Origin of the sequence: Actinoplanes sp. TFC3, assembly GCF_001553785.1 — a bacterium.
Taxonomy (GTDB): domain Bacteria; phylum Actinomycetota; class Actinomycetes; order Mycobacteriales; family Micromonosporaceae; genus Actinoplanes.
On sequence record NZ_LOJP01000018.1, the window covers coordinates 1 to 22987 of the forward strand.

A 22987-nucleotide genomic window follows, 5' to 3' on the forward strand; every position below is an offset into this window, starting at 1 on the left:
CCCCAGCGCCCCGGCGACCACTACCGCCCCGGCGGCCCCGTCCTCGCCTGCGGCCAGTGCCACGCCCTCCACGGGTAACCCGGCAGGGGTGACCTCCCCCGGGCACGACACATCGTCGGCCGCCACCGCTGCACCCGACAGCGGTAGTGATACCGCCGAGCACGGCCATCCGACGGGGGTCAGTCTGCCGTCGCAAGGCTGGGTCAGCCTCGGCCTGGCCGCCCTGATCGCCGCCGTCGCCTCGATGCTGCGCCTGCAGCGCCGCCGCCGCGCCCGGCTGAGCTTCCCCATCGCGGCTCGGATCACTGCCCAGGCCACGCCGGTCCCCGAGTCCCTCGCCGTGGCCGACGCGGTCGGTGCCCGCCACCTACCCGCCGACACCGAACGGCACCGGTCCGCCGCACCCACGGTGCCCGCCCCGATCGGCCTCGACGCCGCCGGGACCGAGGTGAGCTTGTTCGACTTGCCCGGCCCCGGTCTCGCCCTCACCGGTGACGGCGCGGAACCGGCCGCCCGCGCGGTCCTGGCCGCGACGTTGGCCACCGGGGTCACCGCCTCAGCCGACACCCGACCGGTGGTGGTCACTACCACCGAAATCCTTGCCCGTCTCCTGCCCGCCGGTGCGCCGCTGGTCGGCCTGGACGCCGATGGCACCAGCTACGACGGGGAACGCCTCATCGTTCTCAGTGACGCCGCAGCGGCCGTCACGCACGCCGAGGAGGAGATGATTATGCGGCGCCGGCTGCTGGACACCTTCGACCTCGACTCGATCACCGCGTTGAACGAGCGCACCGACCACGCCGAAACGCAACCGCCGTACGTCCTGCTGATCGAGGCGGCCCCGCGCCACGCCGCCCGCCTGCGAGCAGTCGGCGCGCACCAGAGCGCGCTGCACCTGCACCCGGTCATCGTCGGCTCCCTCCAGGACACCCCGACCGTCGACCTCGCGGCCGACGGCACCGTCACCGGCGGCGACCTCGCTCGGCTGGCGCGGCTGTCCACGCTCGCGGCCGGTGATCTCGCCGCCGTGCTGGCGATGCTTACCGACGTGGCACCCCGCCCCGAGCCGGGCCACGATCCCGGCCTGAGTGACCTGGCCACGAGCAACCCGGACCCGAGCGAGCTGGCCGCGGCCCTCAAACCTACGTCCGACGAAGCAGCCGAAGACGCTCCCGCCCAGGCCGGCGGGACCGCTGCACCGGTGCGGTTGCGGGTCCTCGGCCCCCTGCTGGTCGAGACGCAGACCGGGCCGGTCACGACCGGGATGCGCAGCGGCTCCTACACCGTCCTGGCCTCGCTGGCCGTGCACCCGGGCGGACGGACCCTCGACCAGCTCGCCGCTGACCTGCACCCTGACACCGAACCGGGCACCGCAGGCAACCGCATCCGCACCGACATCAGCACCATCCGCCGGGTACTGCGCACCGCCACCGGCACCAAAGAGCCGATGTTCGTCAACTACGACCCGGCGACCGGCCGCTACCGCCTCGACCCGGACCTGATCACCGTGGATCTGTGGCAGATGCTCACCGCCATCAAGACCGCCAACACCGCCGACGACGACCCCACCGCACTCGCCGCGCTGCGCCAGGCCGCCGAGCTGTACACCGGTGACTTCGCCGACGGCGGCGACCAGACCTGGATGACCGACCGCGCCACCACCTACCGCCTGCAAATCCTCGCCGTGTACGCGCGCATCGCCGAAGTCATCGAGGCCGACCACCCCGACCAGGCCGTTGCCGCGCTGGAACGCGCCGTGCAGTTCGACCCGGTCAACGAAGAGCTCTACCAGCGGATCATGCGTATCCACGGCCGGGCCGGACGACCCGACCAGGTACGGCGCATCCTGCGCCGACTGGAGGAACGCCTGGCCGACCTCGGCGACGCCGAACCCTCCGAGCAGACCCGCCGCATCGCCGAACGCCAACTACGCCCGGCCACCCCCAGCAGAGCCCGCTCATGACCCCGTCTACGCAACGGTGGACCCGGTGGGCTGTTCGGCTCACCCTCACCGCCGGAGTCGCCGCCTCCGTCACCGCGAACATCCTGCACGCCCGCGACAACCTCATCTCGCAAGCCATCGCGGCGTGGCCACCCCTCGCCCTGCTGGTCACCGTCGAGCTGGTCACCCGCATCCCCGTCTACCGCAAAACCCTCGGTGTGCTGCGGATCGTCGCCACCACCGCAATCGCCGGGATCGCCGCCTGGATCAGCTATCACCACATGGTCGGCGTGGTCGCTCGTTACGGAGAATCCGGGACGGTGCCGTACCTGCTACCCCTGTCCGTCGACGGGCTCATCGTCGTGGCCTCCATATCCCTGATCGAGCTATCCGGACGCCCCGACCCGCCGCCCGCACCAGCCGCTGCCGCCACGGCCGAGCCGTCCACGACAGGCACCACCGAGACGCCGGCCACGCACACCGCTCCCACCCCACCCCCAATACCGGCACCGGCACCGGCACCGGCACATACGCTGCCATCCCCGGCCACGCGGCCCGATCGGGAGCCTGAAACCGAACCGGTCGATCAGCCCGCCGCCGCATCCGAGCCCCAGCAACCGGAGGCGGACAATGACCTTGCGCCCCGAACCGATCCACCGCCCAACGACCAACCCGCGCTCTCCGACGGTCACGATGTAGACCAGGACGGCGAGGACGAGGAAGACGACGGTGTCGACCTCGCCTCGGATCTGGCACCGCTGCTGCCCGCCGCCCGCACCGCCCGCGACGAACTGATCCGCGAGGGCCGCACCGTGAGCCGTGACGCCCTCGCTCAGCGGCTACGCCGCAACGGTCACGCCATCCGCAACAACCGCGTATCTGAGCTGCTCAACGCCCTGCGCCGGGAGGAGCTGCCGGTCAACGGTGCGCGCCCGACGGTGTCGGCGTGATCGGGCACCGGCGCGCACCCGTGCCGTTCGATGGCCTGGAGGAGACCGCCCATGGACGAGTTCGCACCACTGCGCGACGCCGCCGTGCCGCTCCCGCATCCGCAACACTGCCCGCCCTGGTGTGCCGACTGTCAGCACGACGACCTCGACCCGCCTTACGTGGCCCTGCATCGGAGCCCGCCGGCCATCGTGACCCTTTATGACGAAGGCTGCGATGAGATCCGCGCTCAGGTGCGGGCGGCGTTCTGGGACAAGGCACCGGACTGGATCGGTACCGACCCGGCCGACCTGGAACGCCCCCACGTCGAGGTGGGTTTCCCCGACAGCGGGGACGTGCAGCTCTATCTCAACCCCGGCCAGGCCCGCACCTTCGCCGCCGCCCTCATCCGGGCCGCCGATGCCGCCGACACGGAAGCCTTGTACCGCCCCTCGGCCCCGCCCGCTATGACCTCGACCGCCGTGCCCGCCAGTACGCCGTCACGGCAGGCTTGATGCCTTCGCACCGGTCGGCATGGATAGGTCACGGATGCCCAACTGCCGGGCACCAACCATGATCACCAGGAGAAACGACATGGCAACGAACCACCCGCTACCCGCACGATCGAGGTCGATGAGCAGGTCTACGACGTGCTCGCCCGCACCGCCCGCTCGAGAGACACCGACATCAACGACGTCTTGAAGTACCTGCTCGAAGCCCCCGCAGTCACCGCTGCGCCCCCGTCGGACGACGACGAGGAATGAGCTCACACGCGGGGCGCATCCGGACGGGGGACCGGCGGCGCCCCGCGTGCTTGGCGAGCGAGCCTAATCGATCGCTTCAGCGGCGGTAAGGAGCCTTTGCGCGGTCCGCTGTGCCACCCCGAGGCGGCGGGCCAGCTCCACGCCCAGACCGCGCAGGTCGCGTCCGTCCTGCCGTGCCTCGGCCAGCAGATCGGCGGCGACCTGTAGGCGCGGGTCGTCGGCGTACGGGTGCGGTTTGAGCGGGCCGGTCAGGGTGCCGGGGGTGCGCCCGGTGGACTGGCGGCCGGTGCGGGCGTCGGCGATGGCCCACACGGTGCGCCGATACCAGCGCCGCCGCAACCTGCCGTCGGAGAGGATCTCCACGTCGTCGGGCCGCTCGCGTAGCTCATCGGGCAGGTTGCGGTACGAGCCGTACCGCAAGATTTTCGCGGCCTCACCAGAGCCGACGAGTTCATGCGGGTCGCCGCTACGGTCGACGGTCGTCAAGACGGCGAGTTTCGCCGCGCGGTGCGCCGCGTGGAAAGCCTCGATGTCGTCGAGCCAGAACCATTCACCGCCGGCCTCGTCGGTGAAGGCGTCGGGAAAACCGGTGCGCTCACGCTCGCGGTGCCACAGGTTGATGGTGCGGCGGGCCGCACCGGTCTGCGTGGCAACCCCGGCGCGGTCAAGAGCGACCCGGCCGCTGAAGGTCTGTCTGCCCACGATGACCATCCTCCCTTGGGCGCCTGATCCTCGATGCCCGGTGGTCGGCGGGCCGCGCGTCGGGTGCGCTGTCTCGCTACGATCGGCTCTACGCCCGCTGAGGGAAGATACGGCCTCGTGAGGGCCGTGGGTGACCCGAGGCGGGCGAGGTAGCCGGTGGGGTTTCGCCACACCACTAACTCGGTGTGTCCCACCGGCCACCGAACCCTATGGCGGCTCGCAGTTCCCCGTATTGACGGTGGCGGGTCAGGAGTCCGAGTCGAGGACCCGCCACGCGAACGACGCCATGATCGCGATGGGTAGCGAGGCGATCTTCACCTGGGTCCTCGGGGTAGCCGCGTCGTAGACGGTGAGGATCGCGTTCGCGGTGGTGGCGTCCACGACGATGCCGCCGATCTTGCGGGTGTGCCCAGCTTTCGCCTCGCGCAACTTTCCGACCTGGTTTCGAGGTGTACGCGACGTCCGTTGGGGCGTGGTCGTTTGTCTTCGCGTGCGTTCTAACCGACTGGTCCGGGACGTGTTGTCCCGTCGCGGTTCGGAGGATGCATGAGTGGTCGGCCGGTTCTTGATGATCTGCGAGTTCAGGAGGTGCGGCGGCCGAGCGGCCAGCGGTCGTTCACGATCGTGTGGCCGGAGGGCGTGGTGCATCGACCGGCGGCGTCTTTCTTGGCCGGGTTCGACGGTTCGGGTACGCAACGGACCTATGCCTATCTGCTGGTTGATCATCTGCGGTGGTTGGAACGGGAGGCGCTGCGGCTCGAGTCGGTGACGATCGCGGATTTGAAGCGGTACATGGCCGCGATCGGTGCCCGATTCGCCGGCCCGTTCGGTGAGCCGTGGCGGGTCAAGCCGTTGGGACAGAGTGCGTTGGGTACGGCGGCGTCGTGCTTAAAGGGCTTCTATCTGCACCAGTGCGATCACGGCGTCAACGTGCAGTTGGGGGTTCAGCTTCGGGTGAGCCGGCTGCCGTCGCGGGCCGACCGTGAACGCGCGTTGCTGGGCCACCTGCATCAGTCGATGCCGGCCAACCCGCTTGCTCCGCGCCGGGTTCGCCGTCGGCATCCGAAGCTGCTCCCGGAGGGCGCCAAGGAGCTGCTGCTGGCGGTCGCGGCCACGGCCCGCGACCGGATGGTGATGACCTGGCTGGCAGATGGCGGTTACCGCATCGGCGAGCTTTGTGGGCTGCATCTGTCGGATCTGCATTTGCGTGACGGCGCGTCGTGCGGTGAGTGCGCGGCACCGCACTCGCACGTGTGTCATCGCGGCGACAACCCGAACCAGGCCGAGGCGAAGACGAAGCGGCCGTGGGTTCTGGACGAGGACACGGTGCGTGGCGGCCTGATCAAGCGGGTCAGCCCGGCGATGATCCACACCTATTTCGACTACATGAGAAGCGAGTACCCGCCCGGGACAGAGCACGGGATGCTGCTGGTCCAGCTGGCAGGAGACCGCGCCGGGCAGCCATGGGCGACGGTCGCCGCGCGGCGGATGCTGGAGCGGGCCGGGCACCGCGCCGGGCTCGGCAAGGTCCTCCCGCACGCTTTCCGGCACTCGTTCGCCACCGCGGTGCTGGAAGCCTCCGGCGGTGATCTGCTAATCGCTCGGGACGCCGGCGGGTGGGCGTCGGCGTCGGTGGTGGACGAGATTTATGCACACGTCGACATCACCAACCCGGCGTTCGGCGCGGCGCTGCGCGCGGTCTGGGGTGAGCAGGCATGAGCGCTGTGACGTTGGTGCCGGTGCAGATCACCGGGTCGACGCGCGGACAGCAGGACAGCCGGGTGAAGCGGGACCGGCTGGAGTTGCTGACGGCGCTGATCGGCGGCCCGAGATTCGATCCGCTGCTGCGCCCCGACCTGATGGCGCTGCCGCGCGATCATGCGGTGTTCGGGTGGGCATGCCGTGTTCCCAGCTGCCTGCGGGCCCGCGCCGACAACCGAGACCTGTGCAACAACCACGCCGAGGAACTGAGCGAGGTGACGAAGGCCGGCGGCAGCAGGGCCGAGTTCCTGCGCGCTGCCCGCCCGCTGGAGGCCAGCGACTATATCGAGGAACCGGTCTGCCAGATCTGCTTGTCGCGTCCGGCGGGCAACATCCGGCTGCAGTTGTGTCACCGGCATAGCCAAGCGTGGCTGGCGGCGGGACGTGAAAATCCGGCGATCGGCTTCACAGCGTGGCTGACCGCCCAGGAGCCGCTGCCCGGATTCGGCGGCTGCGTGGTGGCGATCTGCGACGCATTCGCGGTCTCGTCGCGTGGTCTGTGCTCCGGGCACTACAACCGCTACCGCCATCCTGAATCCGGTCGGCGAGGACGGGGCGGGAAACGGTCGTCGACGCCCGTGGACGACAGCGTGTTCGAGGCGTGGTGCCGCACCGCAGACCCGATTTGGCGTCCCGGCCGGCTCACCCTGACCGGCGTGGCCCCGCTGGTGGCCGCGGAGATCAAGTGGGGCATGTTCGTACACGGCCAGCAGCCGCACCACTCGGTCTGGCCGCTGCGCTGGCTGCAGGGCTTGGTCAACCGCTGCCGCGCGCAGAACGTGTCGTCGCTGATGGCCGTCGAGCCGAAGGACTGCCCACCCTACGACCGGATGATCGTCACCGAAATCCGCAACCAGCTGCGCCTGGTCTACTACAGCCCGGCCGACACCAAGGAGGCCGGGTTCATCGAGTTCGACCACTTCGGTGGCCGGCTGCGGTCTCGGCGCAGTTTCTACGATCTGAGCGTGGTGTCGCAGCGCTGGTTGCGTGACCTGCTCTGGGACAACCTCGCCGACCAGTTGCGCGCTCCGAATCCGCCCCGCAGCGATACCCCCTACGACGCGGGCCGGCGCGCCTGCGCCGAGCTGAGCGCCTATCTCGAAGTTGAAGCACCGGCAGGCGGCCACGACCCGGTGTTGCTGAACGCCGAGCACATGCAGGCGTTCGTCGCTGATCAGCGCCACCGGGCCCGCAACGGCCTGCAGTCGCTGGGCTGCTGCGGTCGCGACGGCAAGCCGACCGTGTTCAGCGAGCTCACTCGCACGATCAACGCCAATCACATCCGCCGCGTTCTTCGCCAGGCCATGGACTCGGGCGAGACCGACCGCATCGGGCTTGCCCGCGAGTTCGTGGTCGCTGCTCCGACCGGCGGTGTCCAGTCCAACCGCACCCGCAGGCCATTCCCGGATGATGTCGCCCGGGCGCTGGCCGACGAGGCGAACCTCGCCCTGCTGGCGGACAAGCACGACCCGAACAACGGCGGCATCCGGCTGATCTGGGAAGCGATCATTTACACCGGCCGCCGGTGCGGCGAGGTCATCGGGCTCAAGCTCGAGTGCGCCGAACGTTACAGCGGGCTGCCGGTCCTCTGGCACGACCAGACCAAAGTCGGCAACTACGACGAGGCGATCCGCATCCCCGAGGTGCTCTACACGAAGATCCTCGAACGGCAGCAGCTCACCATCGAACGGTTCACATACCGCCACGGCCGCCCGCCGACCGAACTCGAACGCTCCCGCATGGCGTTGTTTCCCTCGCTGGTGCGCAATCCGGACTGCACCCGGCCGTCCACCTACACCTGGTTCCACACCCACTTCCGCGCCTGGGTCGACGAACTGGACCTCGGCCGCTGGGTCGCCCATCAGGCCCGGCATACTCTGGCCACCAAGCTGCTGGCCAACGGCGCCGCCCTGCACCACATCCGCCGCTACCTCGGCCACGTCTCCCCGAAGATGACCGAGCACTACGCCAAGATCGCCGTCTCGGCACTCGACGAGGTCCTGGACCGCGTCTGGGTCGCCGGGCCGGGAGCACCGGAGCCAGGCCGGCTACTCTCCGGCGACCTGACCGGCCTCACCCGCGAGCAGGCCGACGCCCTGGCCATCGACCTGAGCCGGCGCAGCACCCCGACCGAAGGCGGCTTCTGCACCTTCCAACCCGTCGTCTCCGGCGGCGCCTGCCCGTTCAACCTCAACTGCGAAGGCTGCGACAAATTCGTCATGTCCGGCGCGGACCTGCTCTACTGGCGCCGCAAACGCGAGCAGTGGACCGCCCTCGCGGAACGCGCGCCCGACGATGCCACCGCCGAATACCTGCACCAGGTCTTCGAACCTACCGCCCGCGCCATCGACGGCCTGGAGAAAGCCCTCGCCGGGCTCGGCCTGCTCGACGACGCGCTCGCCCTGGACCTGCGCCGCCCCCAGGACTACTTCCACCGCGTCTGGAGCACCGCGTTCCGCGCCACCCACCTGACCGCCGTTCACACCGAACATCCCGACACCGGCGAGGCGAGGCCATGAACACCGACGCCGCTAACGCGGCCCGCCGCGCCCACGCCGACCGGCTTCTCGACGCCGTCCGCCAGGCGGTGCGCCGGATGCGCCGCGACGGCACCCGGGTCACCGTCCGCGGTGTCGCTCGCCTCTCCGGGACCTCGCGCACCTTCCTCTATGAGAACCCCGACGCCCGGCAGCTGATCGCCGACGCCATAACCACCGCCAGCGAACACGACGCCGCCGGCCGCCACGCCCAGCACATCAGCAGCCAGACCACCGCGTCCTGGCGTGAACGTGCTCTCAACGCCGAGGACCAACTGAGCAAAACGCACCGCGAGATCCACGCACTGCGCGCCCGGACCGGGGACCTGATGGGTCAGCTCGACGAGCTCACCGCCGGCCGTGTCGAGGACGGCATCCAAACCGCCATCGCGGCCAACACCCAACTCAAGCAACAGATCAGGCAACTGAGCGCCACCTGCCGCCAGCTCGAGGACAAGCTGGCCGCGGCCCGCAGCAACAACCGCTTCCTCGACAAACGAGTCGCCGCCCTCGAAGCCGAACTGGTCAAACACGCGCCAGGGACCCGGTCCGGCCGGTGAACCCGTCAAAGCCCGGGTTCTGCAGAGCAGGGCACCGATCACGGCTTCGCCCCCTCATTGGCTCGGCCTTGACCGGCCGCGGTGACCGACGTCCGCTGTGTCAACGCCTGCGGGTCCAGGTCGACCATGATTGGCAGATGGTCCGACAGTTGCCGAGCCGCTGGTGTGTCGATCACTTGGTAACCGCGCAGCGCTGCAGGCCGGGTAGTCCAGAAGACGTCCTCACGCCGGCTCCAGCCGCCACGGTGCCCCCCGTGGCCTTCCACGGCACCCGCAAGGTCGGCGCGGCGTCGTGGAAACCGCTGCGCTGCATCAACTGCGCGGGTCGCCGATCGGCCACCCGAGGCGCGGCCGGGTCGTTCACGGATTCCGACTTGGTCTCCTCGGTACCGGCCGTCAGTTCCTTGCGCCGGGTCGCCCGGTAGCCGCCGATGCCCAGCAGCAGGCGCTCCTTCGTCGCATACATCCTGCGGTACCGGTGATCCATCTCCCGAGAGTGCTGGCCGTCGCCCGCGAGCACGGCGGCCACGCCACGTTGATCCACCTGACCAGCCGCCGCGCCGCCGACCAGCTCGTCCGCCACATCAGCGCCGACCACAGTCGGAGGCGACCGTGACAAGCACCGCGGGTTACCTGCGCGGCGCGGCGTTCGCCAGCACCACCTTCGTCCTCCTCGATTTCGTTATCCGCGCTGGTCGCCGTCTCAGGACAGTCGAAGTCCTCGTTTGAGGCTCGCTCTGGCCTGCGCTGAGGTGGCGGGAAAGGCGCATGGGTCACCGACGTGGTAAGGATGTCGAGGATCGAGTGCTGCCGCCGATGGCGAAGGAGTTGCGGGTGCCGGGTCGGATTGAAGGCGACGATGACGCGTCGGCCGTGGTCGGTGAACCGGCAGTCGTTCGGTCGGTCTACGACGAGCTACCGGTGGTGTCGTACGCCACCGAGGGACCTGATCATCGGATCGTGGCCACCAACGGCATGTTCCGCGCCTATGTGGGGCGTGACCGCATCATCGGGATGGCGGTGCGGGAGGCGTTCCCGGAATCGTTGGGCCAGCAGATCGAGTCGATCTTCGATCAGGTGCTCGCGTCCGGAGAGCAGGTGTACCTGCGCGGATTCCGGGTGCAGTTGACGCGCCAGGACACCGGCGAGCCGATCGAGGTCTACACCGACCAACGGTTCCATCCCCGCCACGGCCCGCAGGGCGAGGTCATCGGGACGATCGTGGACGTGGTGGACGTGACCGAGCAGGTGCGTGAGCAGCAGGCCGCGCTCCGGCAGGCGGTGGAGGCGGAGCGCCGCTACGAGCAGGCCCGTGACGTGATCACGGCGTTGCAGCGTGAGCTGTTGCCGGCCGGGTTGCCGGTGCTGCCCCGTGTGCGGATCGCCGCGAGCTATCTGCTGGCGGATGCCGACACGGCGGCCGGTGGTGACTGGTACGACGCGGTTCCCCTGCCAGATGGGCGGGTCGCGCTGGTCGTCGGGGACGTGGTCGGGCACGGCGTCGCCGCGTCGGCCACCATGGGCCGGCTACAGACGTTGCTGCACGAGCACCTGGTCGCCGGCGGCGACATCGTCGGGGCGCTGACCGCCCTCGACGCGGCTGCGACCCGGATCCGGGGGGCTCGCGCGGCCACGGTCTGCGTGGTCGTTCTGGACCAGGTGAGCGGGGCCGTCGAGTATTGCACGGCCGGTCATCCGCCGCCGTTGATCCTCACCCGCGCGGGTGACTACCGCTACCTGGCTGCGACCGGCGCCGGACCGGTCGGTGTCGGTGGCCGGTTCACCAAGGAGACGGTCGGCGCGGACCGGCTCGACGACGACGAGATCGTGCTGCTCTACACCGACGGCATCCTCGAACGCCCCGGCCGTGACCTGCCGGGCAGCACCGTCGAACTCGCCCAGACCGCGACAGCGGTGGCCGCCGACCGCGCGTTCCGCGACGACACGAGCACCGCAACCGAACGGGTGTGCACGCAGACGCTCGAGTTGATGATCCGGCTCACCGGCCACTCCGACGACATCACCCTGCTCGCCGGGCAGCGCGTCGCCGCCCCGGCCGACCTGGATTTGCACTTGTCCAGCACCGCTGGCTCGCTGGTCAGCATTCGCGAGAGCTTGGCGTCGTGGCTGTCCGAGGCCGGGGTCGGCGAACAGGACGCGGGCGCTCTGCGGCACGCCGTGGTCGAGTTGGTCACCAACGTCATCGACCATGCCTACCTCGATATGCCGGACGTCTTCGCCTACCAGGTCGCCGTCTCGCTCACCGATGCCGGCGAGCTGCACGCGACGGTGACCGACCACGGCCGCTGGCGCACCCCCGTGCCCAGCGCTGACCGCGGGCTCGGCCTGCACTTGACCGAAGCAATGGTCGACACCCTGAACATCACCCACGACGAGAACGGCACCACCGCCGCCGTGACCCTGCGGGTGAGCACCCCGGCTCGGCTGCTGGACGCCGCTGACCTCAGCGCGCGCCCCGGCCCCGAGCCGTCGCGGCAGGCCGATCCGTTCCTGCTGTTCGAGCAGCCATCCGCCCCGGGTCCGCGGGTCCGCGTCGACGGTCCGATCGACGCCGCAACGGTCGACGAATTCGACCGCCTCGCCCGCCAGGCCGGCGTCACCGGCAGCCGGTCGCTGACCATGGATCTGACCGGTGTCACCCATTTGGCCAGCGCCGGCGTGGCCGCACTGCACCGGCTGCGGACTCTGCACGGCGACAATCACACCGAGCTGCGCCTCTACGCTCCGGCCGGGTCACCCGCCGACATGATCCTGTCTCTGACCCAGATCCCGCACGACATCCACGACCCCGACCACGCGGACGAACCGGCGAGCTGACCCCACCACCGATACCAGGGCGCGGCACGGGGGCCACCCTTGAGTCGTTACCCGATCGGCGCGTCGCCGGATCCGGGTTGGCGACGGCGGCGGGAGGGTAGTGTCGCTTCGATGGTGTGTTGCCTTCAGACGCGAGGGCACAGGCCACAGGACCCCTCGAGGATCACATGGGCGTTCCCGATGCTGCCGAATATCTGCACATCGCGGTCAGCGGCGACCGCGACGTCGAGGTCGTGCTGACTGGTGAGCTGGACCGCGACTCCGCTCCGGTACTGACCGACGCTATCGAGAAGGCGTTGACCCCGCCGGCAGCGGTATCGATCCACCTCAACACGGCGCAGGTGTCCTTCCTGGACGCCGCCGGGGCCAGATGTTTGTTGCGATGTCGGACGGTGGGCAACGCGGCGGGCGTCGCTGTGGTTCTGCAAGATCCGTCACGGGCAGTGATGCGGGTCCTCGATGTTCTGGGCTTGTCCGACGTTTTCAGCGTGGCTGGCTCGCTCACCCCGAGTGACCCGGCCGACGGAGCCGGCTTCAGCCCGAGCCGGAATGCGGCCGACGCAGGACATCCGGCCTGCCTTAGCCCTCGACCTCAATCCTGAGGCAGCGTTCCTGTGCGAGTGACGTCCTCGGCGACTAGCGACAACTTTCGGTTGAGATGCTGACTGGTGGTTCGTAGCAGGGCGAACGCCTCGTCGTCAGTGATCTTATGCAGTTGCATCAAGATCCCGACGGCGATACCGATCTGCCGGTTGCTGATCACCGCGTGATCGAGCTGGGTGGCCTTCTCGGAGCTGTCGGCGTGCATGAGCAGCACCCGGGCGTGCGCCGCGAACAACGCCGCCGCAGCGATCGCCTGCCTGTCATACGCGCGGGGCCGGCCACTGTAGAAGTTCAGCGCCGTACGGTCCGGTTCCTCGTTAAGCCGCACCGACAGCAATCCCCGAATCGGGGTACGTCGACGGGCCGCGGCCCGAAACAGGGCCCAGCGCTCATCGTCGTCGAAGTCGGCGACGTGCACGATCTGCTCATCGATCGCCGCGGTCAGGCAGGGCCCGTCACCGAGCGTGTACTGCACGTGGTCGGCGGTCAGGGCGACATCGTCGGAAGACGCGATGCTGCGCGGGCGCTGTCCGGGTGGCCATGCCGTAATCGCGGCCCAGTCACAGCCAGGCACCACGGTCACGGCAAGCTCGACGAGGCGACGCAGAGCTGCGGCCCGGCCCGCGCCCGAGCGCAGCAATTCGTTGATCCGGACGAAGTCGACCGCCAGGTCTTCCGTACCGGTCGCGTCGTCCACCGGGTCCTCCCCGTTTCGAAGCCTGCCAGGGAAGTCCATCACATGTCCTCGCGTCTGCCAATGTGCACAGCGATCGTAGCGGCGCCTGGTGACCCGTTCGGTATGCCCGTCATACGGCAGGCCGACCAGATCGCTAGACGGGTCGTCGGGCGGGCCGCCGGCGCTCACGTGTTCCGGCTGACCGGCAGAGCGCGGATGGTGCCGTGGCGATCGGTGCTCTGCCGGAGGGCGTGATTTCCAGGGTCAACGCCTGGATGTGCTGGGCCAGGACGGTGACGGTGCAGCGCAGTCGCGTGATCTCGGCGTGTTCGGCGCGGTCTCGGACGATGAGGATGAGCTCCAACTGGCGAATCCGGTCGCGTAGTCCGGCCAGGGTGTCGCCGGCCGGCGCGCGGCGGTCGGCGGTCTTCCCGCCGATCGACCGACGCGGCGGCACGAGCGCTGACGACATTTGCCTGGTTCGTGTTGATCCTGGCGCTGGGAGAACATGCTTGGCGAGTCGTTCTACGGCGAGCGCTTCGCCGTCTCCGGCGGCTACTTGATCGTCCTGCTTGCCATCGGCGTCGCCGGCCTGATCGCCCGCCACCTGCATCCTGACCGTCGCGGTCTCGCCGCAAGCCAGGCGTCGTGGCTTCTCGCTCCCGTACGGCTCGGACCGGTGCCGGTGCTGACTCGGGCCGAGCTGGTTTATCGGCGGAGGGTTTGTGACGGGGTGGTGCCGTAGGCGGCGTGGTATTCGGCGGTGAAGCGGCTGTGGTTGGCGAAGCCCCAGCGGGCGGCGATGGCGCTGACGGTGGCGCCGGTGGTGGGGTCGGCGGTTTGCAGCTCGTGGTGGGCGCGGCTGAGCCGGACGCGGCGTAGGTAGCCGGTGGGGGTGGTGTCAAGGTGGCGGCGGAAGGCGAGTTGCAGGGTGCGGATGGTGACGTGGGCGGCGGCGGCGATGTCGGCGGGGCTGATGTCGCGGTGGGCGTTGTCGTCGATGAACGCGGTGGCGCGGCGCAGGCTTGCCGGGTGGGCGTCGTGGCGGTCTTCGATGGTGGGTTCGGTCAGTGCCGTGTTCGGGAACGTCACGAGGGTTGCTGTGGCGAGCAGTTGCGCCGTTCCGGCCAGCAGCAGCGGCGCGGCGGCGGCGGGGTTGTCGAGCAGGTCGGCGGCGTACGAGCGGGTTTTCCACCACTGTGCCGCGGCGGCCGGGGAGATCGGGTCGAGGCCGGTGAACCGGATCGGCTCGGGGAGTCGGCCGGGGGCGGTGGCCGCGACTTTGGCGATCTCGGTGAGGTCAATAGCGCAGTTGGTTAGCTCCCCGGGCTGCAGGTGGGCGGTGTACGGCAGGTGGGGGTAGGAGCTGAGGAAGATCTCGCCGATATCGTACTGTTGGTCGGAGCCGGCGCAGTTTCGCTGGACGCGGGCACTGCTCATGCGCGCGACGACGACCTTGTTCAGCGGTTCGTTTTGGAAGTCCAGAACGGCGGACTGGTTCAGGCGATCGAGGGCGAAGGCGCCGGCGTCGGTGGCGCTGAAGCGCAGCAGTGGGCGGTCGAGGTCGCTGCGGATGCGCATGTTGGTGCCGTAGGCGTCGCTGAGGAAACCTTCGATGGCGGAGGCATCGGTGAGTTCGCCCGCGCTCGTGGAGATCAGCGTCGCGGGCCTGCTCACGAGGCGCTCCGTGACACCCCGGCGGCCGGGCCGGCCGACTGCATTGAGGCGCACCTCGGGGATAGGTGAGCAGGCACTGTAACCATGCTCGCTCCTCCTCTCCGGCCGCCGGCCATGTCGATATGTGTTCGAGACGTCGTCCGCTGCGGACGATGCTACGAGCTTTCGTCAGCGTGACCACTTCGCTCACCACACAGGTATCGCCCAGTACCTCGTCTGGTGACGTAGCGGCCTACCGAACGCCGGCCCCAAGCTTAGTCCCGGGCCCACTCGACGCGATGGGTCACGTTTGGCCCGGCGGGTTGCGAGGGCAGAATGGGCGATACGGGTGAGGCCTCGGTGCGGCTGCTCGCTCCGGATCCGGCAGACCCGCGGGCTGTCCGGGTGCTGGCCGGTGGCGCGTTCGACCGCAGCAGCTGTCATCAACTGACGACCGCTGTCAGGGACGCTCTGGCCGTCGGCTCTGACTGCATCGTCGTCGATGTCGAGCACGTCACCTCCATCGACGCGAGCACCATTCGTGCCCTGCTCACCTGCCGGGACCTCGCCGTCGCCGCCGGCGGCAGCCTGCGCGTCGTCAAGGACAGCGGGATCGTCGCCCGGGTCTTGGACATTTGCGATGTGCGACGGTTGTTGTGCCCGCCTGACCCGAGTGGTCCCGTGCCGGTGGTCCGTCCGGCTCCGAAACCGAGCCCATCGTCTGGGGACTCGGCCAGGCCGTTCGTGGCCGAGGTGAACAGATCATCGGCGGTGTTGCGCGGGCATGCCGCTGATCTTGTCGTCGCGTCTCGCGAGATCATGAATCGCATCGCCGCCGACCGTGCTGCCCGTTCGGTCCGGAGTATGAGGCCCGACGGCGAGGGTTAGAAATCAAGACATCGAAGAACGGCGAGGGTCCGTCGACGAGGCGACCATCCTGTTCTCAGAGGTCGAGCGCCACCGCGAGCAAGGTGTGCCCGAGCGGGGAGGCGTAGGAGAGATGGACGGCAAGCTGACAGTTCTCGCAAACGAAGCCAGAGGTGAGTGACCGCCACTGCCAGCGGCGGGTCCGCACCGATATCAAGCCGGACAACGCCCAGGCCATGCCACATCAGCAGGTCATACTACCGCTGCGATAACACCTCGTATTCCGGCCGCCACAAGATGGCGAGGTGGCAATCGGAATGCCTCGCGGGAACCGCGAAGGCAACCATCCCCAGCGCCTCGGCGATCGAAGTCACGAGCCGATCGAGTTCCGCCAGATCCGCGCCCACGGCATAGATTTCCTGCAAACACACCAAGTCCGGCCGCAGGAAACGCAGCGACTCGTGCTGCCCGCGCCGCGTCGACTTCGCCGACTTGCCATACGACAACAGGTTCCAACTCACGGCCCGAATCAACGGCGCGTTCAAGCCGGCACCACCCCACGACGGCCGGCATAACGGCCTCGATCACGAACACACGCGACACGCGCCCGTCCTGCGATCCGGCGCCGTCGCGAACATGTAATCTTCGTGAAGTCCCTGGTCAGAGGCCAGAACCACGCCGCCAGGTCGGTAAGGCACAGCATGGCAATGACGTGCGAGTCGCCGGTGGTCGCGTCGTCCGGGACGGTTTCGAGATCGGCCGCGTCGGGGCAGTCCGGGCAGGTCACCAGGTGCGCCTCGTCGGTGACGCGCGTACCCGGTCCCTCGTCCACGCCGCACAAGGCCCCACGGTGGCGGATCGAGCGCCCGTGGGTGAAGCGGGCCGTCACTCCGTCACCCGCTCGGTGTCGGCCGGCGCGTCGAGGTCGGCCGGGTCGAGGGTGACACCGAGGCGGGTAGCGACGATCCCGTACACGTCCATCAGGAGATGGATGATCTCGGCGCTGAGTGCCTCGTCGAAGTCGTGGGCGATGCGGCACGCGTCGCGCAGTGACCGGCAGGTGCCGGTGAAGGCGGCCACGAGCGCGGCGTGGTCGTCCGTGCGGCGGCACACGACGACGTCGGCGGCGGCGTAGGCGCGTTCGTCGCCGGTCGGGAACCGCAGCCGAAGGCTACGGATGTGGGTGGTGTGCGGGGTCGAGTAGGTGATGTCGGTAATGGTGGCGAGGCGATACTCGGTGGCGTCGGCGGGCTGGCGTACGCGGGCGGTGTCGTTGAGGTCCATAGAGAACTCCCTAGTGAGTTTGCGGGGTGAGGCCAGTCGCGGCGGGGCCGAGACCATCAGCGGCTCGGATGACCGGTGCTGCCGGTCAAGGCCCCGCCGGTCAGTCGGCGGGCGCGGCGGCGGGCAGGGTGTCGAGGTTCGCGCCGAGGTAGGTGTTCGCGGTGGTGGTGAGGGTGTCGAAGAGTTCGCCGAGCTTGGCGTGCATTACGTGATGGCCTTCGGCGGTGGTGGTGGCGTGGTGCAGGATCGTGCGTACGGCGGTGAAGTCGGTGAAGACGATGTCGCGCTCGGCGTCCCACGGGCGCACGGTGATCTCGTCGCGCCAGAACCACTCGGTGATGCCGCTGCGGAACTCGACGCGGTACTTGTCGCCGTCGGTGATGTGCGGTTGCTGGAAGATGTCGATCACGACTCCGGGGTGGCGGTGGTGGACGGACACGACGTCGAGCAGGTCCGGCGCGGCCGGGGTGGGTGCGGGTGGTGGTTCGGTGCTGGTCATCGGGGGTTCCTTGTCGGGGTCAGCGGGTGGGGTGGTCGTGTTCGCCGGTGCCGTTGATCTCGAAAGCGATGACCCGGTCCGAGGTTTCGGTGGTGTCGGCGTGCAGGTAGAAGTCGTGTTGGCGGCGTTGGGCTCCGATGGAGACGCCGTGCAGGTCGAGCACGATGTAGTCGCTGCGCTGGCCCTCGGCGGTGTGGCCGGGGTAGACGCGCAGGTGAAGGTTTTGCAGAACGTCCGCGATGACCGGGTCAAGGTCCCCGATCAAGGTCAGCGCGGCGAGCAGGCGCGGCGCGTTCAGTGCGTGCTGGCCCTCGTTCGTCTCGTCGGGCTGGGAGGTGAGGTCGGGGTTGTTCATGACTCGGTGCCCCTCGTGCTCGCGCCGGCCGCGGTCGAGTCGTCGCCGAGGTCGGTGGTGGGAAAGGCGGGAAGGATCGGGGTGAGGGTGCCGCCGGTGTTCGCGTCGGCCAGAGCGGCGCACGCGATCAGCGCAGCTCCGGCGGCGATGGCCTGTGCCGGGGTGTAGCGGACTCGGACGCTGCGCGTGGCGTCGGGTAGCACGCCGCGTACTTCTACGACGCCCTTCTGCCAGGTGCAGACCGGGAGGCGCTCGTCCGCGACAGCGCGCACGGTGGTGCGGGTGAGCTGGTCATAGGCGGTCATCAGCCGGGCGTGGCAGGTGGTGGCGGCACCCTCGTACTCCGCGATTTCGCGGCGAGGAAGCCGTCGTTGTCGTCGATGAGGCATTCGAGGAGGGCGTGGTGCCGTTCGGCGGCACCGCGTGCGGTCGCGTACTCGTTGATAAGGGTGATCAGGTCTCTCACCACAAGGTCCTTCGCGTCAGGGGCGGGGCCGCGCGGCCGGGCGGGGTGACCGGCCGCGCGGCAGTGCCGCCGGGGGTTAGCGCTGGTGTGCGGGGGTGGCCGGGCCGGGTACGACCGGCGGCGCGGCTGGTGGCGCTACCGGCGCGGTGCCGATGGCCGGTCCGGCGGCGAGCGGGTGAAGCTCGGTCTCGGTTTTGAGGCCGATCCGGTCGATCGCGATGGCTCCGCAGGCGGTCAGGCGGGCGCCGAGGTTGAGGGCCTCGGTGCCGGTGAAGATCACGGCCACCCGCATGGAGGCGCTGTCGATCGCGCGGAGTTCGACGTTGCCGCCGGGCAGCGGCCGGACCGGCATGAACCCCTCCACGGTGGCCTGCGTGTGGACAACCGAGCGGACCGCCCGTTCGACCTCGCGCAGCCGATGCGCGGCGATCTCGTTCCACTGCTGCTCCTGGGCGTGTTGCACGCCTTGCTCGTCGTAGTCGGTCTCGTACGAGGCCGCGATGCGGTGGGCGGTGCTGTTCTGGGCCGCCTCGCACAGGTGACCGATCAGGTCCATCAACTCGTCGGGTGTCATGGCAGGTCCCTCCATCGGTGCGAGGCCGGAGCGGGTCTGTTCGGGTGAAGGCGTACTCAGGCTCGGGGCGGCGGGGCGTAGCCGGACCGATGGCGCGGGTGCCGGACCGCCACCGGTCGGGCCGGTGGGGCCGGGTGGGCGGCGCAGGCCGGGCGGCCCCGGCGGGCGCATTGCCGCCGGGCCGCGTGCGGGACGCCGGGCGGTGTCGGCCGCCGGGGCGGGGTCCGGGGCCGTGCGCCACCAGCGGCGGCGGTGGCGGCCCCGGTGCCGCACAGTCATCAGACAGCCAGCAGATCGAACGCGCGGGCCTTCAGCTCCGCACCCGCACCGGTCAGCGCCCGCGTCGCGCGGACCGCGTCGGTTTTTGCCGGGGCGAAGTGGTCGAGGTACTCGGTGATGGCCTGGTATCCGGCCCACCGGGTGCCCTTGATCGGCTTCTGCGTGTCGGCGTCGCGGATCAGGTACCGCAGCGTGGAGGTGCGCTGTTTCGCGTTGTTCTTCGCCACGTCGGAGGCGGCGTCATCCACCGGCCAAAGCTGGGCGACGATCTTGTCGAACTCGCCCATGGTCATCGCCTCGTTGAGCATCTTCTCCGCGTCGGTTTGCCAGTCGCCGAAGTGCTTCCACACCAGACCCAGCGCCTCGCGGGCCTCGCTGATCTGCGCGTGCACGTTCGAGGTGTGCCGGAAGGTGTACGAGCCCTGCGACCGGGCGTAGGCCATGCGCTGCGTGTTCGCGCACACGATCCGCACCGGCGTGGCGTCAAGGCGCAGCGAGGCGGTTCCGTCGTGCGACGTGGTGGCGGCCAGATAGAGGTCCATCCGGTCGACTCCGGCGATCTCCATCGCGTTCGGCAGCTTCATCGTGACGAAGACGCTCTTGCCTTTACGCATCGAGCCGGCCGTCTCGAAGTGTGCCCCGGACTCGTCCACCAACAGGTTGAGCATCTCGGCTACCTGCTCATTTTGCACGGCGGCGTAGTCATCGCCGACCACCCCGAGATACTCAGTGACACCGGTCTGCGGGTTGGTCCGCACGGTCATGAACTTGTCAGGGCAATCGACCTTCGTCACGCCCTTCTCGGTGATCTCCATACCCTGCAAGGCGATCTTGCGGACCTCCCAGCCGCCGAGCCATGCCTTCGCCATGATCTCCTCGGCCGTCATGCACTCGTCAGTGATTTGCCCGAGCTGGTGCCACGCCGACAACCGGGCGGAGGCGAAGGCGGTCTCGCCGTTCGCAAGTCGTTCGAGTTCGTGTGCCATGACAGGTGTTTCCTTCCATGAGGAGTGCGGGTGATGGCGGCGACGCCGGGGTTTCGCGCCCCGGCGACGCCGTCACAGGTAATGTTTCCTACCTCCACGGGCCGATCAAGCCGGCCGCTAGGAGTCGATGGAGGTTTGTGCCGCCAATCTGGCCACGCCGAACCGGCGGGGTCACCGGATGTCCGGGGCGGGGTGTAGCTGCCCGTCCGGGCCGTACCGGTAGGCGTGCACCGTGCGGAACGGGGCCGGTACGTACACAGTGAACCCGTGCACCGGCAGGAACATCGACCGGTAGGACCGGGTGATGCCCAACGCCCACCCGTCGGGTTTGTTCGCGTGCGAGCCGGGCGGCATGACACCGGCGCTCGGCCGGTCGGCGCGTGCGCGCCGGTGCCGGGCGAGGGCGATATGCGGGCACAACGTCAGAGCCGGTGTCATGCACTCCGGGTGGCCCGGCGGGTCGGTGTAGCGCAGCAGCTCGGCGGCCCGAGGGGTGCCCAGGAACGCCACCCAGTACGACATCGACTCGCCGCACAGAGAGCACCGGCGGTCGGCGGCGAGCTGCGTCGACGTCGAGGTGTTGATCGTCGTGAAGTCGACGTGCGCCCGCTGACCGCCGCGCGGGTCGGGATGCACATTGACCGGCGGAATCGGCAGGCCGCGCCGTGCGTCGCGAGGACGCGCGGCCAGTGACACCGGCAAGTCATCAGCCGCGCCGGACGGCGCGGCGGACGGCCCGCTCATGCCGTCTGTCCGGTCACGTCGTGGCGGGCGTCGGTGATGACTAGGGTCGGGTGTTCCGCGAGCAGGATCTCCCGCGCGATGTCCCATTGCCCCGGGGTCATCGATGAGGCGATGGTGTCGAGGTTGGCGGCCTCCATCACCGTGCGTTGAATGTCGGCCGCGTCGGGGTTGTTGAACACGGCCACCATGTCGCCTCCAGCGACCACGTACACCCGCGCCTCGGTAGCTGTTGAGGGCTCGATCAGCCGGGCTGTGCGGCGGTGCCCGGTGAGCCACTGGCTGATGACCTCGGCCGGGTCACCGTCGATGAGGTCGGTGTCGTATCCCTCGCCGTCGAGCCACGCCAGATGATCGGCGGTCGTCCAATCGGGATGGGTGAGCCAGCTCTGTCGGACGGTCTGCCACATCGTGAGCCGGGCCGGTGCGCCCACCGGTTCGGCCGGTTGCGACCCGTGCGGGCCGGGCACTGGGCACAGCGCGGTGCCGTCGAGGTGCGACGCACCGGGACCTGCGGCGAATCCGGCGAGGGGCCATTCGCGCGGCGGCACCGGCCGTGCCGGTTCGCCACATTCGGGGCAGCGCAACGAGCCGGGCTCGGCGGGGCGGTCGTGGTCATGCGGTGGGGTGTTCATCATCGGGGCCTTTCCGTTCGGGGTGGGCGTGCGGGTGCCGGGGCCGGGCGTGCTGCCCGGCCCCGGCGGAGGTGTCGTTCAGGCCGCAACCGGCACGGCGTCGGCCTCGATGTCGGCGGGCGCGTGGTCGGCGGGCGAGACGTGGGCCGCCCCGTCGTCGGCCGCGTCGGTGGTGCCGGTCTGGTCGTCGGCCGCTTCGTCGGTGTCGGCGGTCTCGTCGGTGTCGTCCGCGCTGTCGGCCTCGTCGGGCGCGTCGTCGGTCAGGGGCCGGGTCATGAAGGCGACCACGTCGGCGGTCGGCTCGGGTGCGGCCTCAGCCAGGGCGTACTTCACCGGGGCCTCGCTGACCAGCACCAGCACGCCGGGCTCGGTCAGCCGGGCCATGGCGTTACCGACCGCGCCAGAGCTACGCCCGCCGAGCTGGCGAGCGACAATGCCAGGGGTGACGTCGTGACCGGTACCGAGATCGCGCATGAACGCCTCAACCTGGTTGCGCAGCCCGTTTTTCACGAGCTTCGCCGACCCGTCGCTGTTGAGTTCGCCGGTGGTGCGGCCGGCGCCGGTACCGGTGGTGCGCCGCGCCGAGGGGCGGCGGATCTTGCGGGTGTGCCCGCACGTCGGGCATGTGCTGGTCGTCGGCGCGTTCGCCGGGTCCACCGTGGCGAGGTCGGCGTCCGCGACCGCCACCCACAACTCGGTACCGTCCTCAGCGGTGGGCAGGCGGCGGGCGGCACCGGCCGCCTCCATCGCGGCGAGGACCGTGTCACCCATCGCGACCGACAGGCCGCTCTCGTTGATCGCCGCGTCGGCGGTGAGGCCGTCCGGGTGACCACCGAGCACACCGGCCATGATCAAAACCCTCAGATCGGGCTGACGCGGGCCGACCGGCGCACCCGACACCGGGGCAACCTCCGCCGCGTCGGTCGGGCTGTCGTCGGTCGGGGTCTCGTTGGCCGGGCTGTCGTTGGCCGGGCTGTCGTTGGCCGGGCTGTCGTTGGCCGGGCTGTCGTTGGCCGGGCTGTCGTTGGCCGGGCTGTCGTTGGCCGGGCTGTCGTCGGCCGGGCTGTCGTCGGCCGGGCTGTCGTCGGCCGGGCTGTCGTCGGCCGGGCTGTCGTCGGCCGGGCTGTCGTCGGCCGGGCTGTCGTTGGCCGGGCTGTCGTCGGCCGGGCTGTCGTCGGCCGGGCTGTCGTTGGCCGGGCTGTCGTCGGCCGCAGTCTCGCTGGCCGGGCTGTCGTCGGCCGGGGTGGTGGTGACGGGGTGCCAGATGTCGGCAGGCTTGCGGTTGCCGTTGGCGGGGCCGGGGGTGCGGGTGGCGGTGCCAGCGGCCTCCATTCC

General features: G+C 69.7%; 28 protein-coding genes. 10 read left to right on the forward strand and 18 right to left on the reverse strand.

Annotated elements, in window-relative coordinates:
- From TFC3_RS34790 to TFC3_RS34800, 3 genes are all read left to right on the forward strand, one after another.
- Positions 1 to 1963 (forward strand): bacterial transcriptional activator domain-containing protein (locus tag TFC3_RS34790; protein ID WP_153040636.1); only part of this gene is annotated, 1963 nt, incomplete at its 5' end.
- Positions 1960 to 2892, forward strand: coding sequence for a DUF2637 domain-containing protein (locus TFC3_RS34795; protein WP_067510557.1), 933 nt, complete (start codon positions 1960 to 1962; stop codon positions 2890 to 2892). The genes TFC3_RS34790 and TFC3_RS34795, both read left to right, overlap by 4 nt.
- A gap of 51 nt (positions 2893 to 2943) precedes the next feature.
- On the forward strand, positions 2944 to 3384 hold the full coding sequence (locus TFC3_RS34800) for a hypothetical protein (protein ID WP_082772775.1): 441 nt from the start codon (positions 2944 to 2946) through the stop codon (positions 3382 to 3384).
- 312 nt (positions 3385 to 3696) lie between these two features.
- Here TFC3_RS34800 and TFC3_RS34810 read toward each other — a convergent pair whose 3' ends face one another.
- Together TFC3_RS34810 and TFC3_RS34815 are read right to left on the reverse strand one after the other, a co-directional pair.
- The gene (locus tag TFC3_RS34810) at positions 3697 to 4344 is read right to left on the reverse strand and encodes a hypothetical protein (protein ID WP_067510560.1); all 648 of its coding nucleotides are present in this window, start codon (positions 4342 to 4344) and stop codon (positions 3697 to 3699) included.
- Between the two features lie 237 nt (positions 4345 to 4581).
- Entirely contained in the window at positions 4582 to 4764 is a 183-nt protein-coding gene (locus TFC3_RS34815; RefSeq protein ID WP_153040637.1) for a hypothetical protein, read from the reverse strand.
- 117 nt (positions 4765 to 4881) lie between these two features.
- Between TFC3_RS34815 and TFC3_RS34820 the strand changes: the two genes are divergently transcribed.
- Genes TFC3_RS34820 through TFC3_RS34830 form a run of 3 tightly spaced genes read left to right on the forward strand, consistent with a single transcriptional unit; the run spans position 4882 to position 9193 of the window.
- Positions 4882 to 6054 carry a tyrosine-type recombinase/integrase gene (locus TFC3_RS34820; protein WP_067510562.1) on the forward strand — a complete coding sequence of 391 codons (1173 nt, stop codon included), beginning with the start codon at positions 4882 to 4884 and terminating at the stop codon, positions 6052 to 6054.
- Entirely contained in the window at positions 6051 to 8615 is a 2565-nt protein-coding gene (locus TFC3_RS34825) for a site-specific integrase (protein WP_067510564.1), read from the forward strand. The genes TFC3_RS34820 and TFC3_RS34825 overlap by 4 nt, the downstream gene beginning before the upstream one ends.
- Entirely contained in the window at positions 8612 to 9193 is a 582-nt protein-coding gene (locus tag TFC3_RS34830) for a DUF6262 family protein (protein WP_067510566.1), read from the forward strand. Before TFC3_RS34825 ends, TFC3_RS34830 begins: the two co-directional genes overlap by 4 nt.
- 172 nt (positions 9194 to 9365) lie before the next feature.
- Here the strand turns inward: TFC3_RS34830 and TFC3_RS34835 are convergent, their stop codons facing one another.
- A complete protein-coding gene (locus TFC3_RS34835; protein ID WP_153040639.1) occupies positions 9366 to 9791 on the reverse strand; it encodes a hypothetical protein in 426 nt (141 codons plus the stop codon).
- Positions 9792 to 9961: 170 nt separating this feature from the next.
- On the opposite strand from TFC3_RS34835, the gene TFC3_RS34840 reads away from it, so the two are divergent.
- Together TFC3_RS34840 and TFC3_RS34845 are read left to right on the forward strand one after the other, a co-directional pair.
- The gene (locus TFC3_RS34840; protein WP_236718641.1) at positions 9962 to 12031 is read left to right on the forward strand and encodes a SpoIIE family protein phosphatase; all 2070 of its coding nucleotides are present in this window, start codon (positions 9962 to 9964) and stop codon (positions 12029 to 12031) included.
- A 167-nt stretch (positions 12032 to 12198) separates the two neighbouring features.
- Complete coding sequence (locus TFC3_RS34845; protein ID WP_067510570.1) at positions 12199 to 12633, forward strand: STAS domain-containing protein; 435 nt, start codon at positions 12199 to 12201, stop codon at positions 12631 to 12633.
- Here the strand turns inward: TFC3_RS34845 and TFC3_RS34850 are convergent.
- Both TFC3_RS34850 and TFC3_RS34855 read right to left on the reverse strand, forming a co-directional pair.
- Positions 12624 to 13499, reverse strand: a complete 876-nt coding sequence (locus tag TFC3_RS34850) for an ANTAR domain-containing protein (protein WP_153040640.1) — start codon at positions 13497 to 13499, stop codon at positions 12624 to 12626. The genes TFC3_RS34845 and TFC3_RS34850 overlap by 10 nt on opposite strands.
- On the reverse strand, positions 13465 to 13767 hold the full coding sequence (locus TFC3_RS34855) for a hypothetical protein (protein ID WP_153040641.1): 303 nt from the start codon (positions 13765 to 13767) through the stop codon (positions 13465 to 13467). The genes TFC3_RS34850 and TFC3_RS34855 overlap by 35 nt, the downstream gene beginning before the upstream one ends.
- Positions 13768 to 13818: 51 nt before the next feature.
- Here TFC3_RS34855 and TFC3_RS34860 point away from each other — a divergent pair, with 51 nt between their 5' ends.
- Positions 13819 to 14055 (forward strand): hypothetical protein, encoded by a 237-nt coding sequence (locus TFC3_RS34860; RefSeq protein ID WP_067510576.1) that lies wholly within the window; start codon positions 13819 to 13821, stop codon positions 14053 to 14055.
- On the opposite strand, the gene TFC3_RS34865 is transcribed toward TFC3_RS34860, so the two are convergent.
- Entirely contained in the window at positions 14019 to 14987 is a 969-nt protein-coding gene (locus TFC3_RS34865; RefSeq protein WP_153040642.1) for a helix-turn-helix domain-containing protein, read from the reverse strand. The genes TFC3_RS34860 and TFC3_RS34865 overlap by 37 nt on opposite strands.
- A gap of 339 nt (positions 14988 to 15326) precedes the next feature.
- Here TFC3_RS34865 and TFC3_RS34870 point away from each other — a divergent pair, with 339 nt between their 5' ends.
- Positions 15327 to 15854, forward strand: coding sequence for an STAS domain-containing protein (locus tag TFC3_RS34870; protein ID WP_161952738.1), 528 nt, complete (start codon positions 15327 to 15329; stop codon positions 15852 to 15854).
- 236 nt (positions 15855 to 16090) lie between these two features.
- On the opposite strand, the gene TFC3_RS34875 is transcribed toward TFC3_RS34870, so the two are convergent.
- From TFC3_RS34875 to TFC3_RS39910, 12 genes are all read right to left on the reverse strand, one after another.
- Positions 16091 to 16378: a hypothetical protein gene (locus TFC3_RS34875; RefSeq protein WP_153040643.1), complete on the reverse strand. Its 288-nt coding sequence runs from the start codon at positions 16376 to 16378 to the stop codon at positions 16091 to 16093.
- On the reverse strand, positions 16375 to 16722 hold the full coding sequence (locus TFC3_RS34880) for a hypothetical protein (RefSeq protein ID WP_067510582.1): 348 nt from the start codon (positions 16720 to 16722) through the stop codon (positions 16375 to 16377). Before TFC3_RS34880 ends, TFC3_RS34875 begins: the two co-directional genes overlap by 4 nt.
- Positions 16719 to 17117, reverse strand: coding sequence for a hypothetical protein (locus TFC3_RS34885; protein ID WP_067510584.1), 399 nt, complete (start codon positions 17115 to 17117; stop codon positions 16719 to 16721). Before TFC3_RS34885 ends, TFC3_RS34880 begins: the two co-directional genes overlap by 4 nt.
- Before the next feature lie 100 nt (positions 17118 to 17217).
- Positions 17218 to 17616: a hypothetical protein gene (locus tag TFC3_RS34890; protein WP_067510586.1), complete on the reverse strand. Its 399-nt coding sequence runs from the start codon at positions 17614 to 17616 to the stop codon at positions 17218 to 17220.
- 19 nt (positions 17617 to 17635) lie between these two features.
- The gene (locus tag TFC3_RS34895; protein ID WP_067510588.1) at positions 17636 to 17971 is read right to left on the reverse strand and encodes a hypothetical protein; all 336 of its coding nucleotides are present in this window, start codon (positions 17969 to 17971) and stop codon (positions 17636 to 17638) included.
- Positions 17968 to 18276, reverse strand: a complete 309-nt coding sequence (locus TFC3_RS34900) for a hypothetical protein (protein WP_082772778.1) — start codon at positions 18274 to 18276, stop codon at positions 17968 to 17970. Before TFC3_RS34900 ends, TFC3_RS34895 begins: the two co-directional genes overlap by 4 nt.
- Complete coding sequence (locus TFC3_RS38420; protein WP_161952739.1) at positions 18276 to 18437, reverse strand: hypothetical protein; 162 nt, start codon at positions 18435 to 18437, stop codon at positions 18276 to 18278. Before TFC3_RS38420 ends, TFC3_RS34900 begins: the two co-directional genes overlap by 1 nt.
- A gap of 76 nt (positions 18438 to 18513) precedes the next feature.
- A complete protein-coding gene (locus TFC3_RS34905) occupies positions 18514 to 19011 on the reverse strand; it encodes a hypothetical protein (RefSeq protein ID WP_067510590.1) in 498 nt (165 codons plus the stop codon).
- A gap of 278 nt (positions 19012 to 19289) precedes the next feature.
- Complete coding sequence (locus tag TFC3_RS34910; RefSeq protein ID WP_067510592.1) at positions 19290 to 20276, reverse strand: DUF932 domain-containing protein; 987 nt, start codon at positions 20274 to 20276, stop codon at positions 19290 to 19292.
- 171 nt (positions 20277 to 20447) lie between these two features.
- Entirely contained in the window at positions 20448 to 21020 is a 573-nt protein-coding gene (locus tag TFC3_RS39905) for a hypothetical protein (protein ID WP_236718642.1), read from the reverse strand.
- Positions 21017 to 21655, reverse strand: a complete 639-nt coding sequence (locus TFC3_RS34920; RefSeq protein WP_236718643.1) for a hypothetical protein — start codon at positions 21653 to 21655, stop codon at positions 21017 to 21019. The genes TFC3_RS39905 and TFC3_RS34920 overlap by 4 nt, the downstream gene beginning before the upstream one ends.
- Before the next feature lie 75 nt (positions 21656 to 21730).
- Positions 21731 to 22984 carry a hypothetical protein gene (locus tag TFC3_RS39910; protein ID WP_067510594.1) on the reverse strand — a complete coding sequence of 418 codons (1254 nt, stop codon included), beginning with the start codon at positions 22982 to 22984 and terminating at the stop codon, positions 21731 to 21733.
- Positions 22985 to 22987: the final 3 nt, after the last annotated feature.

Bases quoted from the DNA above. Each gene is read 5' to 3' on its own strand.
- TFC3_RS34795 (WP_067510557.1), top strand. From the start codon at position 1,960: ATGACCCCGTCTACGCAACGGTGGACCCGGTGGGCTGTTCGGCTCACC.
- TFC3_RS34800 (WP_082772775.1), top strand. From the start codon at position 2,944: ATGGACGAGTTCGCACCACTGCGCGACGCCGCCGTGCCGCTCCCGCAT.
- TFC3_RS34810 (WP_067510560.1), bottom strand. From the start codon at position 4,344: ATGGTCATCGTGGGCAGACAGACCTTCAGCGGCCGGGTCGCTCTTGAC.
- TFC3_RS34820 (WP_067510562.1), top strand. From the start codon at position 4,882: ATGAGTGGTCGGCCGGTTCTTGATGATCTGCGAGTTCAGGAGGTGCGG.
- TFC3_RS34825 (WP_067510564.1), top strand. From the start codon at position 6,051: ATGAGCGCTGTGACGTTGGTGCCGGTGCAGATCACCGGGTCGACGCGC.
- TFC3_RS34830 (WP_067510566.1), top strand. From the start codon at position 8,612: ATGAACACCGACGCCGCTAACGCGGCCCGCCGCGCCCACGCCGACCGG.
- TFC3_RS34840 (WP_236718641.1), top strand. From the start codon at position 9,962: ATGGGTCACCGACGTGGTAAGGATGTCGAGGATCGAGTGCTGCCGCCG.
- TFC3_RS34845 (WP_067510570.1), top strand. From the start codon at position 12,199: ATGGGCGTTCCCGATGCTGCCGAATATCTGCACATCGCGGTCAGCGGC.
- TFC3_RS34860 (WP_067510576.1), top strand. From the start codon at position 13,819: ATGCTTGGCGAGTCGTTCTACGGCGAGCGCTTCGCCGTCTCCGGCGGC.
- TFC3_RS34885 (WP_067510584.1), bottom strand. From the start codon at position 17,117: ATGGACCTCAACGACACCGCCCGCGTACGCCAGCCCGCCGACGCCACC.
- TFC3_RS34890 (WP_067510586.1), bottom strand. From the start codon at position 17,616: ATGACCAGCACCGAACCACCACCCGCACCCACCCCGGCCGCGCCGGAC.
- TFC3_RS34895 (WP_067510588.1), bottom strand. From the start codon at position 17,971: ATGAACAACCCCGACCTCACCTCCCAGCCCGACGAGACGAACGAGGGC.
- TFC3_RS34900 (WP_082772778.1), bottom strand. From the start codon at position 18,276: ATGACCGCCTATGACCAGCTCACCCGCACCACCGTGCGCGCTGTCGCG.
- TFC3_RS34905 (WP_067510590.1), bottom strand. From the start codon at position 19,011: ATGACACCCGACGAGTTGATGGACCTGATCGGTCACCTGTGCGAGGCG.
- TFC3_RS34910 (WP_067510592.1), bottom strand. From the start codon at position 20,276: ATGGCACACGAACTCGAACGACTTGCGAACGGCGAGACCGCCTTCGCC.
- TFC3_RS39905 (WP_236718642.1), bottom strand. From the start codon at position 21,020: ATGAGCGGGCCGTCCGCCGCGCCGTCCGGCGCGGCTGATGACTTGCCG.
- TFC3_RS34920 (WP_236718643.1), bottom strand. From the start codon at position 21,655: ATGATGAACACCCCACCGCATGACCACGACCGCCCCGCCGAGCCCGGC.
- TFC3_RS39910 (WP_067510594.1), bottom strand. From the start codon at position 22,984: ATGGAGGCCGCTGGCACCGCCACCCGCACCCCCGGCCCCGCCAACGGC.